This is a genomic window from Aliiroseovarius sp. ABM4_368 (assembly GCF_056161205.1).
The window spans coordinates 919,079-934,489 of record NZ_JBSWYR010000001.1 but is presented as its reverse complement, the minus strand read 5'-3'; the positions used below and the strand labels follow the sequence as shown (position 1 = coordinate 934,489).

Sequence of the window (15,411 nt, the reverse complement as noted above, 5' to 3'; positions counted from 1 at the left end):
ACCTGCTCAAGCGCGTATGCCGGGGGAATGACCCAAAACCGCGGAATATACCTAAAGCTTGGATCGGTGGCGTTCTTCATGTCCATGCAGGCCATGATCAAGGCGGCATCGGACCATGTCCCCGCCGGAGAGATCGTCTTTTTCCGCTCGCTCTTTGCGCTGCCAGTTATCGCCGCGTGGTTGGCTTACGAGGGGCGGCTGCATACAGCCCTGCGCACTCAGCAGCTTTGGGGGCATGTCAGCCGGGGGACAGTGGGCGTGATGGCGATGGGTCTGAACTTTACCGCCGTCGCTTATCTGGCGCTGCCCGACATCACCGCGATCCTGTATGCCGCGCCAATCATCACGGTGATCTTGGCGGCTATCTTTTTGGGCGAACAGGTGCGCGCAGTGCGCATCGGGGCCGTGCTGGCCGGGCTCGTCGGCGTTATGGTCGTTATGTGGCCACAGCTTCAGGGCTGGGGCGATGGGGACGACCTGCGCGCTTTTGGGGCCATGCTGGCCATCATCGCCGCCTGTTTCATCGCGGTCGCTAAGATACTTGTGCGCAAGCTGGTAGGGGTGGATCCGCCCTCGACCGTGGTGATCTATGCATCTTTCACGGCGATTGTGCTGTCGCTTCTGACGGTGCCCTTCGGTTGGGTCTGGCCCACAGGACCCGAGTTCGCGCTGCTTCTGGCCGCAGGATTGGCGGGCGGCGTTGGACAGTTGATGCTGACCACCGCCTATACGCACGCCGAAGCCTCGACCATTGCGCCGTTTGACTATTCATCGATGATCTTCGCGCTGGCCTTTGGATACCTTTTCTTTGGCGACCTGCCGACAGCCCAAACACTTCTGGGCGCCGCCATCGTGATTTCCGCCGGCATTGTCATCATCTGGCGCGAGGCGCGTCTGGGCAAAGACCGCGCAAAATCGCGCGCGGCAGGTCCGTCAAGCGGCTGATTGCCGAAAGGTCGCAACGCCTGCGTAAAACCACTGGAATTATTACCGAAACTCAACTATTCTTGGCCCGAGACCTCGCGCAAGACGGGGCCACAGGCATCGGCACCAAAAACCCGCAAAGGGATGGGCCGGATATTATGAGCGGTACAGGCAAATTGCAGGCGGTTATTCATGACTGAAATGGTTTATGGCGCGGTCCCCGCACAAAGCGGCGACCCCATTCTTCCCCGTTGGTGGCGGACGATCGACAAGTGGTCGGTCTCGTGCATCTTGATCCTGTTCGGGATCGGCATTCTTTTGGGGTTGGCGGCATCCCCTCCTTTGGCCGAGCGTAACGGGCTGGGCTATTTCCATTATGTTGAACGCCAGTTGATCTTTGGTGTCGCTGCCCTGATCACCATGTTCGCCTTCACAATGATGTCGCCCCAGATGGTGCGCCGTTTGGGCGTAATTGGGTTTGTCGTGGCGATGGTCGCTGTGATGCTTCTGCCCGTTTTGGGCACGGATTTCGGAAAAGGGGCCACGCGCTGGTATTCGCTGGGCTTTGCATCGCTTCAACCGTCCGAGTTTCTGAAGCCGGGATTTGTCGTGGTTGCCGCGTGGCTTATGGCCGCCAGTCAAGAGATTAACGGCCCGCCCGGTCGCGCCATGTCCGCAGGTCTGGTCATGGTAATTGTCCTCTTTCTGGCTATGCAGCCGGACTTTGGACAATCTGCGCTGATCCTGTTTGGCTGGGGCGTGATGTATTTCCTTGCAGGCGCCCCGATCCTTCTTCTGGTAGGCGCAGCTGGGTTGGTCGTGCTGGGCGGCACGTTTGCCTATCACAACTCGCAGCACTTTGCGCGCCGGATTGACGGTTTCCTAAACCCCGAGGTCGACCCCACCACGCAGCTGGGATACGCGACCAACGCCATCCGCGAAGGTGGCTTCTTTGGAGTAGGTGTCGGCGAAGGACAGGTGAAGTGGTCGCTGCCGGATGCACACACCGATTTCATTATCGCCGTCGCAGCCGAGGAATACGGCCTGCTTTTGGTGCTGATCATCATCGCGCTTTACGCCACGATCGTCGTGCGCAGTTTCCTGCGCCTGATCCGTGAGCGGAACACGTTTATCCGTCTGGCCGGATCGGGCCTTGCGGCCATGTTTGGCGTGCAGGCACTGATCAATATGGGTGTGGCGGTGCGTCTTCTGCCCGCGAAAGGCATGACCTTGCCCTTCGTCAGCTATGGCGGCTCGTCTTTGATCGCCGGGGGTATTGCACTTGGCATGCTTTTGGCCTTTACCCGCACACGGCCTCAGGGCCGGATGCAGGACGTATTTGCAAACAGGCAGGGCCGATGAGCACAGATCAACCGCTTCTTGTGATCGCAGCCGGGGGGACCGGCGGCCACATGTTTCCCGCGCAGGCGCTGGCAGAGGCAATGCTGCGCAAAGGCTGGCGTGTGAAACTGTCCACGGATGCGCGCGGTGCGCGCTATACTGGTGGCTTTCCCCATGTGGTCGAGATCGAGCAAGTCAGCTCTGCGACCTTCCAGCGTGGTGGTGTTCTGGCGAAAGCTCTGGTCCCGTTTCGTATTGGGGCAGGCGTCTTGGGCGCCGTCATGGAGATGCGTCGCGACCGTCCCAAAGCCGTCGTGGGCTTTGGCGGCTACCCGTCGATCCCCGCATTAAGCGCGGCCAAGCTGCTGAATTTGCCCCGGATGATCCACGAACAGAACGGTGTTCTGGGCCGCGTGAATACGATCTTTTCCACCCGCGTGAATCGCGTGGCTTGCGGCACATGGCCCACCGATCTGCCCGAAGGGGTCGAGGGCGTTTATACCGGCAATCCCGTGCGCGGCGCTGTTATGGCGCGTCAGGGCGCGGGCTATATCGCGCCGGGGGATTATCCCATGTCGGTCCTTGTGATCGGCGGCTCGCAAGGGGCGCGCGCGCTGTCTGACCATGTGCCTGCCGCACTGGCCAGCCTGCCGGACCATTTGCGACGCCATATCTCGGTCAGTCACCAAGCGCGCGAAGAAGATATGGAGCGCGTTAGCGCCTATTACGACACCCACGGTATCCGTGCTGATGTGCAGAGTTTTTTCACCGACATTCCTCGCCGCATGTCTGAAGCCCAGCTGGTGATTAGCCGGGCTGGGGCCTCGTCTGTGGCGGATATTTCCGTCATCGGACGTCCCTCGATCCTGATCCCGTTGCCAACGGCCACGGATGATCACCAAACCGCCAATGCGCGCGGGCTGGTGGATGCGGGCGCCGCGATCTTACTGCCAGAAAGCATCCTGACGCCAGACAGTCTGGCCGAGCAGGTGGCACTGGTGCTGGAAAACTCGGAAGGGGCCGAACAGATGGCCCGCGCTGCATTGGCCCATGGTCGCCCGGATGCAACCGATGCGCTGGTCGCGCTGGTCGAAGATTTGGCCGGGCAAGCTTAAAGATTGAATTTGAAGGATAAATAGATGAACGCAGCAGCCACCAAGCTTCCCACAGAAATGGGCAAAATCCACTTTGTGGGCATTGGCGGGATTGGCATGTCGGGCATCGCCGAGGTGCTGCTGAACCATGGGTATCTGGTGCAGGGGTCGGACCTGAAGGCCTCGAAAATCACCGACCGTTTGAAGGATCTTGGGGCCGAGATCTTTGTCGGTCAACGCGCCGAAAACCTTGAGAACGCCGAGGTCGTCGTGATTTCGTCCGCCATCAAGCCGGGCAACCCGGAACTGGACGCCGCCCGTGCACAGGGCCTGCCTGTCGTGCGCCGGGCCGAGATGCTGGCCGAACTGATGCGACTGAAGTCAAACATTGCTGTCGCGGGAACGCATGGCAAGACCACCACCACAACCATGGTGGCCGAACTGCTGGTCAAGGGCGGCATTGACCCGACCGTGATCAATGGAGGGATCATCCACGCCTATGGATCCAACGCGCGGATGGGGCAGGGCGAATGGATGGTCGTGGAAGCTGATGAAAGCGACGGCACTTTCAATCGCCTGCCCGCAACCATCGCCATCGTGACCAATATCGACCCCGAGCATATGGAGCATTGGGGCGACTTTGACACTCTGCGCCAGGGCTTCCTTGATTTCGTTTCGAACATCCCGTTTTACGGTCTGGCTGTGTGCTGCACCGATCACCCCGAGGTGCAGGCGCTGGTGGGAAAAGTCACTGACCGCCGCGTCGTAACCTATGGCTTCAACGCGCAGGCTGATGTGCGGGCTGTGAACCTGACCTATAAGGCGGGTGTTGCGCATTTTGATATCGAGCTGAACCACGAAGGCACCAAGATCGAGGGCTGCACGCTGCCGATGCCGGGGGATCACAACGTTTCGAACGCGTTGTCTGCCGTGGCGGTGTCTCGTCATCTTGGGATGAAACGCGACGAAATCCGCACGGCACTTGCCAGCTTTGGTGGTGTGAACCGGCGCTTTACCAAAGTGGGCGAGGTGAATGGTGTCACCATCATCGACGATTACGGCCATCACCCTGTTGAAATCGCCGCCGTCCTGAAAGCCGCACGACAAGCGACCGAGGGCCGCGTGATCGCTGTGCACCAACCCCACCGCTATTCCCGTCTGCATGATCTGTTCGAGGATTTCTGCGCCTGCTTTAACGAAGCAGATGTCGTTGGAATCGCAGAAGTTTTCGCCGCCGGAGAAGACCCGATCGAGGGCGCATCGCGCGACGATCTGGTCGCCGGACTGGTTCGCCACGGCCACCGCCACGCGATGGCGGTAAAGGACGAAGACGCCCTGACCGCTCTGGTCAAGGAACATGCCAAGCCGGGCGATATGGTTGTCTGTCTGGGTGCAGGCACGATCAGCGCTTGGGCGAACAACTTGCCGGGGCGCTTGGGGTAGATCCGTTTTTGCACAAGGGAGATCTTGAACAGGGGCGTATTTCGTGATGGGTTAATCCCGCGCGACACCTCGAAGATTTTCTGTACCCACAGGTGACCCTATGCAGCCCGCACCCCTTAAACGAACTCTCGGCCTTGGCCTTCTGACCGTCTATGGCGTTGGTGTCATGGTGGGCGCGGGCATCTATGTGCTGGTGGGCGCTGTCGCGGCCGAAGCTGGCGTTTGGGCCCCATTGGCCTTCCTTCTGGCGGGCGCCATCGCCGCGCCCTCAGCGCTCAGCTATGCCGAACTCAGCTCGCGCATCCCCGAAGCCTCGGGCGAGGCGGCTTACGTGGAAAAAGGCCTGAACAGCCACCTTTTGGCGGTGCTGATCGGCTTGGCGATTGTGCTTGCGGGCACCGTGTCCGCCGCTGCTGTATTGCGCGGAGGCGTGGGCTATCTGACCGCATTGGTCGATATTCCGAGCGAATGGGCCATCATCGGGATCGGCGTGGCCCTGACCCTCGTGGCGCTGGTGGGCGTGTTGGAAAGCCTGTCCTTGGCCGCCATTTTCACCGTGGTCGAGGTGTTGGGCCTGATCGCTGTGGTCTATGCCGGGTTCACCGCGTCACCTGTGGCCGTACTGACCGATATGCCCGAGATCTATTGGCCCGGAGTTGCAGGTGCCGCCGCGCTGGCCTTCTTCGCTTTCATCGGGTTCGAGGACATGGTGAACATGGCGGAAGAGGCGAAAGATCCGACCCACACCGTCCCGCGCGCCATTCTGATCGCCCTGATCGTTACGACGTTGCTTTACGCGCTGGTGTCCTATGCCGCCGTCCGGTCGGTGCCGGTGGATGCACTGGCCAGCTCGGACCGGCCCTTGGTGCTGGTTTGGGAAAGCAGCTTTACGGCCTCGGCATCCGTGCTGGGGGCCATCGCTGTGGTCGCTGCGTTGAACGGCGTGTTGGCGCAGATCGTCATGGCGGCGCGTGTGCTCTTCGGCCTTGGTCGGCGCGACAAGCTCTTGTCCTTCTTTTACCGCGCCCATCCCCGGTTTGGCACGCCCGTGCTGGCGACGGTGCTGTTGGGGGCAGGGGTGATCGGGGCGGCTTTGGCCTTGCCCGTGTCTGAACTGGCGACTGTCACCTCAACCGTGCTGTTGATCGTCTTCGCAATCGTGAACGTCTCGCTCATCGTATTGAAACGGCGCGAGCCCGAAGCCCCGTTCTGCACCGCCAATTGGGTGCCGTGGTTGGGCCTGATCGGTGCGTTGGTGGCGCTTGCAGCGTCTTTCCTGACAGGAGCAACGCATTGAGCCCGTCGCTGATTGCCGGAGCCCTTTGGGCCGTCGCCGCGACGATTGTGGCGCTTATGCCGATCCGGATGCAGTTCCCTCCGGGGATTATCCTGCTGATTGCAGCACCGCTTCTGGTGCTTTGGATCGGGGCTACGCATGGCTGGATCTGGGCGGGGCTTGGATTGGCCGCCTTCCTGTCCATGTTCCGCCGCCCGCTGTGGTATCTGGCCCGCAAAGCGGTGGGCCGGGCATGACGCTGTCCCTGATCCTCGCCTGCCTTTGGGCGCTTTCGGCGCAACTGATCGCCCTGACACCCTCGCGTAATCATCACTGGAGGGTGGCTTACGTCTTGATTGCCGTGGGCATTCCGCTATTGGGGTACGTGATTTACGAAAACGGCCCGTGGGTGGGGCTTCTGGTCTTGCTGGGCGCGATGTCGATCCTGCGCTGGCCAGTGATCTACCTGACGCGTTGGTTGAAAAAGAGGTAGCAGATGGCCCGTCCTGACCAGATCACCATTCGCGGCAGCCTGATGGCGGATAAGGAACTTGCCGGGCTGACATGGTTGCGCGTGGGTGGTCCCGCCGACTGGTTGTTCATGCCCGCAGACGAGGATGATCTGGCGCATTTCTTGTCAGAACTTGATGCAGATGTACCGGTTTTCCCAATGGGGGTCGGGTCCAACCTGATCGTACGTGACGGAGGTATTCGTGGCGTCGTGATCCGCATGGGACGTGGCTTCAACGGGTTCGAGATTGACGGCCAGACTGTGACAGCTGGCGTTGCAGCGTTGGACGCTCAGGTTGCCAAAAAGGCCGCTGCCGAGGGCGTGGACCTGACCTTCCTGCGCACCATTCCGGGCGCGATTGGCGGTGCGGTTTGCATGAACGCGGGCTGCTATGGCTCTTATATCGCTGACGTTTTCCAATCGGCCACTGCGATCACGCGGGACGGAAAGCGTGTGACGCTGACAGCTGACGACTTGCAGTTCCAGTACCGCCAAAGCGCGCTGCCGGAAGGCTGGGTCGTGACCAAGGCCATCCTGAAAGGCCTCAAAGGCGACCCTGACGAGCTTGCCGCGCGAATGGAGGCGCAACTGGCCAAGCGCGATGAAACGCAGCCTACGAAAGACCGCACGGCGGGGTCCACGTTCCGTAATCCGGCTGGGTTCAGCTCGACCGGACGGGCCGATGACAGCCATGAATTGAAAGCGTGGAAGGTGATTGACGACGCCGGAATGCGCGGTGCTGTGCGGGGTGGGGCGCAGATGAACCAGATGCATTCGAACTTTTTGACCAACACCGGCGATGCCACCGCCGCTGACCTTGAAGGATTGGGCGAAGAGGTCAGAAAAAAGGTTTACGAACACAGCGGCATAGAGCTAAAGTGGGAAATTAAGCGCATAGGCGAACCGGCGGCAAAATAAGCCGGGCGCAAGATGCGATAAGGACGGTCGAAAAGGCCGAAAATTGAGGGGTCGGGCAGGCCCTGAAAGCCGAAAAAACAGACGCAGAAAACTGCGCGATATCTCGGTTCGGGGCGGTACGCCTCATGACAGACACCGTGGTTACACGGGATTGGCGCCGGAAACGGCATGGGCATTTTGGCCGCATTGCGGCCAGGTAACGAGGCATTACAGGCATGTCGGGGTCTTCCGTCAGCAAGGTTGTGGTTTTGATGGGCGGTCCATCGGCCGAGCGCGAGGTTTCCCTCAGTTCGGGCGAGGAATGCGCCAAAGCGCTGTCGGGCGAGGGTTATGAGGTCGTGAAAATCGACGCGGGCCCCGATCTGGCCGAGCGGTTGAAAGCCGAAGCGCCTGACGTTGTGTTCAACGCGTTGCACGGTCGCTGGGGCGAAGATGGCTGCGTGCAGGGTGTGCTGGAATGGCTGCAAATCCCTTATACCCATTCGGGCGTGCTGGCGTCGTCGCTTGCGATGGACAAGGAACGCGCCAAGGAAACCTTCCGCGCTGCGGGGCTGCCGGTGGTAGCCTCTGTTCTGGCCGACAAGAACGAGGTGCAGGCCCGCCATGTGATGGAGCCTCCTTACGTGGTGAAGCCCTATAACGAGGGCAGTTCGGTCGGGATCTATATCGTGCAAGATGGCGCGAACACGCCGCCAAAACTGGCCGCCACGATGCCCGACACGGTGATGGTCGAAACCTATGCCCCGGGGCGCGAGCTGACCACCACCGTCATGGGCGATCGCGCGCTTGGCGTGACAGACATCATCACCGATGGCTGGTATGACTATGACGCGAAATACGCTGAAGGCGGATCGCGCCACGAAATCCCCGCCAACATCCCCACTGAAATCAAAGACGCCTGTCTGGACTTTGCCCTGCGCGCGCACACGGCGCTTGGCTGCCGGGGTGTCAGCCGCACTGATTTCCGCTGGGACGAGGCGCGCGGTTTGGATGGGCTGATCATTCTTGAAACCAACACGCAGCCCGGCATGACGCCGACCTCGCTTGCGCCTGAACAAGGCGCGCATCAGGGGATGAGTTTTGGGCAATTCTGCGCATGGATGGTGGAGGACGCGTCGTGCAACCGATGACCCCTTCACAAGATAAAGCCGAAGCACAACGCCGCGATCCCGCGCCCTCGCGTCTTGCTTATAAGGCGCATCGCCTGTGGCTGACCCCCGTGTTTCGCGCCTTCCTGCGTGTTGGCCTGCCGGTCTTTGCGATCCTTATGGCGACCGGCTGGTATCTGGCGAACCCCACCAACCGCTATGCGATCGGCGAGAAGCTGACCAATGTAAAGCGCTCCGTTCAGGAACGGCCCGAGTTTCTGGTCAAACTGATGGCTGTCGAAGGCGCGACCCCTGTGGTCGACAACGCTGTGCGTCAGATCCTGCCCATCGACTTCCCAATCTCGAGCTTTGATTTGGATCTGGAGCGGATGCGGACGGAAATCATGAAGCTCGATGTGATCGAGGATGCCGATCTGCGCATTCGTCCGGGCGGTGTACTGGAAGTCGCTCTGACCGAGCGTCAGCCGGTGATCCTGTGGCGGCATGCGGGCGTCATTGACATGTTGGACGCGGGCGGCCATCGCGTGGCCAGTCTGTTGGATCGTGACGCGCGCTCGGACCTGCCTTTGATCACGGGCGAGGGCGCGGCCCAAGCCGTTCCCGAAGCGCGCGCCATCCTTGACACTGCCGGCCCGTTGCGTGGTCAGCTTCGCGGGTTGATCCGCGTGGGCGAGCGCCGTTGGGATGTTGTTCTGAAAAGTGATCAGCGTATTCAGCTGCCCGCTGAAAACCCCGTGGCGGCGCTTGAACAAGTGATTGCCTTGCATCAGGCGCAAGACCTGTTTGGCCGCGATTTAGTTGTGATTGATATGAGAAACCCCCAGCGCCCCACGCTGCGTCTTGGCGAAACTGCCATGACCGAGCTGCGCCGCATGAACGGGTTCGAGATTGAAGAGGTTTCCCAATGACCGATATTTACAGCCAGCAACGTGCCATGCGGGCCATGCGCGAAGCCGCCATGCAGCGGGGCGTGATTGCCATTCTGGATATCGGAAGCGCCAAGGTTGGATGCCTGATCCTGCGCTTTGACGGGCCGGATCAGTTCCGCGAAAGCGACGGGGTCGGGTCCTTGGCGGGGCAAAGTGCCTTTCGCGTAATTGGCGCTGCAACGACCCGCTCGCGTGGTGTCCGCTTTGGCGAGATTGACGCCATGGCCGAGACCGAGCGCGCCATCCGCACCGCTGTGCAAGCCGCGCAAAAGATGGCAAACATCCGTGTGGATCACGTGATCGCCTGTTTCTCGGGCGCGAACCCGCGCAGCTATGGGCTGGACGGGGTGGTCGAGCTTGATGGCCGTGCTGTCACCGAAGACGACGTGGCCCGCGTGTTGGCCGCCTGTGACATGCCCGATATTGGCGACGGACGCGAGGTGTTGCATGCGCAGCCTGTGAACTTTGCACTTGATCATCGCTCGGGCCTTGGGGATCCGCGCGGGCAGATTGGCAACCGTCTGGCGGTGGACCTGCATGTTCTGTCCGTTGATTCAGCCGTGATCCAGAACCTGCTTTACTGTATCAAGCGCTGCGATCTTGAGGTCGCAGGGCTGGCCAGTTCGGCCTATGTGTCGGGTATTTCGGCGCTGGTTGAAGACGAACAAGAGCTTGGTGCGGCCTGTATTGATTTAGGTGGTGGATCAACTGGCATCTCTATCTTCATGAAAAAACACATGATTTTTGCCGACAGCGTGCGTCTGGGCGGGGATCATGTGACTTCGGACATCTCGAAAGGTCTGCAAGTGCCGCTTTCGACGGCCGAGCGGATCAAGACTTTCTATGGCGGTGTCATCGCCACCGGCATGGATGATCGCGAGATGATCGAGATCGGCGGAGATACCGGCGATTGGGAACATGACCGTCGGACCGTCAGCCGGGCCGAGCTGATCGGCATCATGCGCCCCCGCGTCGAAGAAATTTTGGAAGAGGTCCGGATGCGCCTGGATGCCGCCGGGTTTGACCATCTGCCCAGCCAATCCATCGTTTTGACCGGCGGAGGCAGCCAGATCCCCGGTCTGGATGGGCTTGCGCCGAAAATCCTTGGCCAGAATGTGCGCATCGGACGTCCGTTGCGGGTGCAGGGCCTGCCACAGGCCGCGACAGGGGCGGGATTTGCCTCGGCCGTGGGGCTGTGTCTGTTTGCTGCACACCCGCAGGACGAATGGTGGGACTTTGAAATGCCGGCCGAAAGCTATCCGGCGCGCAGCTTCCGTCGGGCCTTTAAGTGGTTCAAGGACAATTGGTGAGTCTCTCGCCGCATCGCAACATGCTGTGTCTTCGGCGAAATCCTGCTTAAATTCCCAATATTTCCTCAATATTTTGCGGTTTAACGCCCCTTTTGGGCGTGACGACACGTGCAATTTTGAGTTAACATGGAAAAAAAGAGGCAGTTACCGGCGATTCAGTCGGAATAACAACATACCAGCCGCCTTCGGGGCACATCGAAGCGGCACAGACCTATACAGGCGGAAAAATCATGACTTTGAACCTTACCATGCCCGGTCAGGAAGAGTTGAAACCTCGTATCACGGTGTTTGGCGTAGGCGGTGCCGGTGGCAACGCAGTCAACAACATGATCGAGAAGGAACTCGAGGGCGTAGAATTTGTTGTAGCCAACACAGACGCGCAAGCGCTTCAGCACTCGCGCGCCAAAGATCGCATCCAAATGGGTGTGAAAGTCACCGAAGGTCTGGGCGCGGGTGCCCGAGCAACGGTTGGCGCTGCGGCTGCCGAAGAAAGCATTGAACAGATCGTAGACCATCTGGCGGGTGCACATATGTGCTTCATCACCGCCGGTATGGGCGGCGGCACCGGGACGGGTGCGGCTCCGATCATTGCGCAGGCTGCGCGTGAATTGGGTGTTCTGACCGTTGGCGTCGTCACCAAGCCCTTCCAATTCGAAGGTGCCAAGCGCATGCAGCAGGCGGAAGACGGTGTCGAAGCCCTGCAGAAAATGGTCGACACGCTGATCATCATTCCGAACCAGAACCTGTTCCGTCTGGCCAACGAAAAGACGACCTTCACCGAGGCGTTCTCGATGGCAGATGACGTGCTTTATCAAGGTGTTAAGGGTGTGACGGACCTGATGGTTCGCCCCGGTCTGATCAACCTCGACTTTGCTGACGTTCGCGCCGTCATGGACGAGATGGGCAAGGCAATGATGGGCACCGGCGAAAGCACCGGCGAAGATCGCGCGGTTCAAGCGGCCGAGAAAGCCATCGCCAACCCGCTGTTGGACGAAATCAGTCTGCGTGGCGCAAAAGGTGTGTTGATCAACATCACCGGCGGCTACGATCTGACCCTGTTCGAACTGGACGAAGCAGCCAACCGCATCCGCGAGGAAGTGGACCCGGACGCCAACATCATCGTTGGCTCGACGTTGGATGACGGCCTTGATGGCGGCATGCGCGTGTCCGTTGTGGCCACCGGCATCGATGCGTCGGAAATCCCGCTGGACGTTCCGGTTCCGCGCCGCAAGCTGGCAACACCGCTGCAATCACCGATCGAGGTCGAGCAGAAGCTGGAATCTGAAGCCCCCGCAGCCATCGCTGCCGCGGCTGAAATTGATGCAGCACCGGTAGAAGCTCCTGCTGAAACCGCCCATGAAACCGTGGCCGAAGCTCCGGCAGAACCGTCGCTTTTCACCGAGATGGAAGCCGCACCTGCTGTGGAACAGCCCGAGATGCAGAACAGCTTCCCGGCAGAAGCTGCAGGTGGCGACGTGCCCCCGCCGGTCTATCAACCGCGCGAGGAAGAGGCCTATACAGCCCCCGCAGCCACGGCACCGTATCAGGAAGAGCCTGCTGTCGCGCAGTTCGTAGCGCCGAAAGCTCCGGCCCCCGGCACCCCGTCGCCCGAGGCGATGGCCCGCCTGCAAGCCGCCGTGCAAAACCAGCCGCGCGCTGGCCAACCGGCAGCACCTGCACCGCAGGCCGAAGCTCCACAAGAGAAAGCCCGGTTTGGCATCAACTCGTTGATCAACCGCATGACTGGCTCTGGTGCTGCCGAGGGTGCTGCCCGCACGCAGCCTCCGGTACAAAGCGAGCAGCCGGTTCAGCATCAGGCACCAGCCGCTGATCCCGAGCAAGACAAGGTTGAAATCCCCGCGTTCCTACGCCGCCAGGCCAACTGAACGACGGATAGAACCGATTGAAAATCAAGCCGCTGCGCAGAAATGCGCGGCGGTTTTTTTTGTTGTGGGGGGCGGGGAAACCTCAGTGCCGAGCGAAACATTAACGCTCGCTTATGTTGCATAAGCGAAGGATTGCCGGAAATGACGTCGGGCGCGGCAGCAACGCGTGGTTGGTCTGCGAGTGTAATAGTGAGTTATAAATCAATGGGTTAGGTCGATCATCACGTCGCGCTTGCGGATTTTCGCCCACCTCTTGGGGCATGTTACAAACCGTTACAGAGGTTTGAATTGTGCTTAATGCTTGGGGCAATTACCCACTAGGTCACCAATTCAACGTGATTGGTGCGTACCCGTTGGGGCGTCGGATCGCATATCCAGCTGAGAGGGATGACCCGCGCCAAAACCTGCCAGAATGGCAGAGCCTTCGGATTGGTTGGGCCGGCCCCGTGATTACTCCACACGGGGGTGGACGACCCAGCCGGACTGATACCGAGGGGCGCAAAGACAATAAGGCGAACCTGCCGAAGGGCAGGGCCCCGCACCAGAACCGAGGCAAAGAAAGAGGCGTCACGTGCAAACCACTGTAGCCAGCACAGTCAGTTTTAACGGCACCGGATTGCATTCCGGCCGTCCGGTACGCATGAAAATTCAGCCTGCCTCTGCGGAATATGGCATCTGGTTCAAACGCACCGACGTTGATGATCGCGACAACCTGATTGCGGTTCATTGGGCATCCGGCGTGCCGTCGCCCTTGTGTACGATGATCCGCAACGAAGCGGATGTAGAAGTTCGCACCATCGAACATATCATGGCGGCCCTTGCAGGTTGCGGCATCCACAACGCGCTGATCGAGATTGATGGCCCCGAAGTGCCGATCATGGACGGAAGCTCGGCCCGGTTTGTGGACGGGCTGGTCAAAGCTGGTCAACGCGAACTGGCAGCGCCTGTGCGCGTGATCGAAGTTCTGAAGCCCGTGGAATACCGCGATGGCGACGCTTGGGCGCGTCTTGAGCCGTCGGACGGGTTCTTTATCGATTTTCATATCTCGTTCCCGGACCCAGCCATCGGCACACAGGAAATGAGCTTGGACATGTCCAACGGCAACTTCGTGCGCGAATTGTCCGATTGTCGAACCTTCTGCCGTCAGGCCGATGTGGATGCGATGCACGAAGCAGGGCTGGCCCTTGGTGGCACTTATGAGAACGCCGTCGTCGTCGATGGCGACCAAGTACTGTCCCCTGGCGGCCTGCGCCGCACGGACGAGGCTGTGCGCCATAAGATGTTGGATGCATTGGGCGATTTGGCCTTAGCGGGTGCCCCGCTGCGCGCACGCTATACAGGGCATCGCGCCGGTCACGCCATGACCAACAAGCTTTTGCGCACCCTGTTTGACACGCAAGGCGCGTGGCGTTTGGTCGAATGCCACGGCCAAGATGCACGCAAGCTGCCCGGCGTGGGCGTACGCCGTTCCGACCTGCCGATGACCGCCTGATCGGGGCAATTGGTGCGCGTCGTCAATGGGCAAAGTACTGATCCCAGGCGCGGCGCAACGGCGATGGGCCGCCAGTTTCCGATAAACTCTTTCAACACAGGCGAATTTTGGCGCGCAAACCATTTTGCCCTGAAAAATTCTGTGCTAGGACTTCTTGGAACATGCCGGAACTTTTTTATCGGCAGAGAGCAATTGGGGTAACACGGGTTATGATCCGCGTGAAATTGGGCAAATCCATCAGCATTGCACTGGTATCCGGCTTGGTTTTGACGGGCTGCGGCGGTGGCTCGGGCAGCTTGGGATTCGGAAGTCTTGGCGGCAGTTCGGGATTCGGGGGCGGTGGCACTGGCGGTGGCATCTTTGGCAGCCGCGTTGAAAAACGCCCGATTGATCAGTGGAGCGCGGAAGAGATCTTCAAGCGCGGCGAATATGATCTTGAGCGTGGCGACCCATCTGAAGCCGCCAAATGGTTTGGCGAGGTCGAGCGCCTCTATCCCTATTCTGAATGGGCAAAACGCGCGTTGATTATGCAGGCGTTCTCGCATCACAAGGACCGCGAATACGAATTGGCCCGCGCCAGCGCGCAGCGCTATATCGACTTCTATCCGGGTGACGAAGACGCGGCCTATGCGCAATATCTGTTGGCGATCAGCTATTACGATCAGATCGACCTGATCGGGCGCGATCAGGGGCTGACCTTCCAGGCGCTACAAGCCCTGCGCGAGGTGATCGAGCGTTATCCCGATACGGAATACGCCAAATCTGCTGTTCTAAAATTTGACCTGGCCTTTGACCATCTGGCGGCCAAGGAAATGGAGATCGGGCGTTACTATCTGAAACGCAAGCATTATTCTGCGTCGATCAACCGCTTCCGCGTGGTTGTTGAGCAGTTCCAGACCACAACCCACGTGGCGGAAGCTTTGCACCGTCTGGTCGAGGCGTACCTGTCCTTGGGGCTGGTGAACGAAGCCCAAACCGCCGCGGCCATTCTGGGCCACAACTTCCAATCGACCGAATGGTATCAAGACAGCTATCGCCTGTTGACCGACCGCGGATTGAAGCCGGAAGCCAAGGGCAATGGTTGGCTGCGTCAGGTGCATCGTCAGATGATCAAGGGCGAATGGCTCTGATCGGGTTGGGCCACATGGCCCGCCGGACGGTTTGCGGGTTAAGGACGG

General features: G+C 60.1%; 14 protein-coding genes. All 14 read left to right on the top strand.

The features are described 5' to 3' along the window. Nucleotides 1-27: 27 nt before the first annotated feature. Complete coding sequence (locus ACXAH3_RS04645; RefSeq protein ID WP_474860890.1) at nt 28-945, top strand: DMT family transporter; 918 nt, start codon at nt 28-30, stop codon at nt 943-945. 171 nt (nt 946-1,116) lie between these two features. After that, complete coding sequence (ftsW, locus tag ACXAH3_RS04640; protein ID WP_474860889.1) at nt 1,117-2,286, top strand: putative lipid II flippase FtsW; 1,170 nt, start codon at nt 1,117-1,119, stop codon at nt 2,284-2,286. Next, complete coding sequence (murG, locus tag ACXAH3_RS04635) at nt 2,283-3,380, top strand: undecaprenyldiphospho-muramoylpentapeptide beta-N-acetylglucosaminyltransferase (protein ID WP_474860888.1); 1,098 nt, start codon at nt 2,283-2,285, stop codon at nt 3,378-3,380. Before ftsW ends, murG begins: the two co-directional genes overlap by 4 nt. Nucleotides 3,381-3,404: 24 nt before the next feature. Continuing rightward, nucleotides 3,405-4,802 (top strand): UDP-N-acetylmuramate--L-alanine ligase, encoded by a 1,398-nt coding sequence (gene murC, locus ACXAH3_RS04630; protein WP_474860887.1) that lies wholly within the window; start codon nt 3,405-3,407, stop codon nt 4,800-4,802. Between the two features lie 100 nt (nt 4,803-4,902). Continuing rightward, nucleotides 4,903-6,099, top strand: a complete 1,197-nt coding sequence (locus ACXAH3_RS04625; RefSeq protein ID WP_474860886.1) for an APC family permease — start codon at nt 4,903-4,905, stop codon at nt 6,097-6,099. Next, nucleotides 6,096-6,335: a DUF2484 family protein gene (locus tag ACXAH3_RS04620; RefSeq protein WP_474860885.1), complete on the top strand. Its 240-nt coding sequence runs from the start codon at nt 6,096-6,098 to the stop codon at nt 6,333-6,335. The genes ACXAH3_RS04625 and ACXAH3_RS04620 overlap by 4 nt, the downstream gene beginning before the upstream one ends. Then, nucleotides 6,332-6,571: a DUF2484 family protein gene (locus ACXAH3_RS04615; RefSeq protein WP_474860884.1), complete on the top strand. Its 240-nt coding sequence runs from the start codon at nt 6,332-6,334 to the stop codon at nt 6,569-6,571. Before ACXAH3_RS04620 ends, ACXAH3_RS04615 begins: the two co-directional genes overlap by 4 nt. A 3-nt stretch (nt 6,572-6,574) precedes the next feature. Further along, a complete protein-coding gene (murB, locus tag ACXAH3_RS04610; RefSeq protein ID WP_474860883.1) occupies nt 6,575-7,507 on the top strand; it encodes a UDP-N-acetylmuramate dehydrogenase in 933 nt (310 codons plus the stop codon). Nucleotides 7,508-7,722: 215 nt separating this feature from the next. Further along, nucleotides 7,723-8,637: a D-alanine--D-alanine ligase gene (locus tag ACXAH3_RS04605; RefSeq protein ID WP_474860882.1), complete on the top strand. Its 915-nt coding sequence runs from the start codon at nt 7,723-7,725 to the stop codon at nt 8,635-8,637. Further along, on the top strand, nt 8,634-9,524 hold the full coding sequence (locus ACXAH3_RS04600; RefSeq protein ID WP_474861153.1) for a cell division protein FtsQ/DivIB: 891 nt from the start codon (nt 8,634-8,636) through the stop codon (nt 9,522-9,524). Before ACXAH3_RS04605 ends, ACXAH3_RS04600 begins: the two co-directional genes overlap by 4 nt. Further along, a complete protein-coding gene (ftsA, locus tag ACXAH3_RS04595) occupies nt 9,521-10,855 on the top strand; it encodes a cell division protein FtsA (protein ID WP_474860881.1) in 1,335 nt (444 codons plus the stop codon). The genes ACXAH3_RS04600 and ftsA overlap by 4 nt, the downstream gene beginning before the upstream one ends. 230 nt (nt 10,856-11,085) lie before the next feature. Then, the gene (gene ftsZ, locus ACXAH3_RS04590) at nt 11,086-12,741 is read left to right on the top strand and encodes a cell division protein FtsZ (RefSeq protein WP_474860880.1); all 1,656 of its coding nucleotides are present in this window, start codon (nt 11,086-11,088) and stop codon (nt 12,739-12,741) included. 571 nt (nt 12,742-13,312) lie between these two features. Then, nucleotides 13,313-14,233 carry a UDP-3-O-acyl-N-acetylglucosamine deacetylase gene (lpxC, locus tag ACXAH3_RS04585; RefSeq protein WP_474860879.1) on the top strand — a complete coding sequence of 307 codons (921 nt, stop codon included), beginning with the start codon at nt 13,313-13,315 and terminating at the stop codon, nt 14,231-14,233. Between the two features lie 209 nt (nt 14,234-14,442). Next, nucleotides 14,443-15,363, top strand: a complete 921-nt coding sequence (locus ACXAH3_RS04580; protein WP_474860878.1) for an outer membrane protein assembly factor BamD — start codon at nt 14,443-14,445, stop codon at nt 15,361-15,363. Nucleotides 15,364-15,411 lie beyond the last annotated feature (48 nt).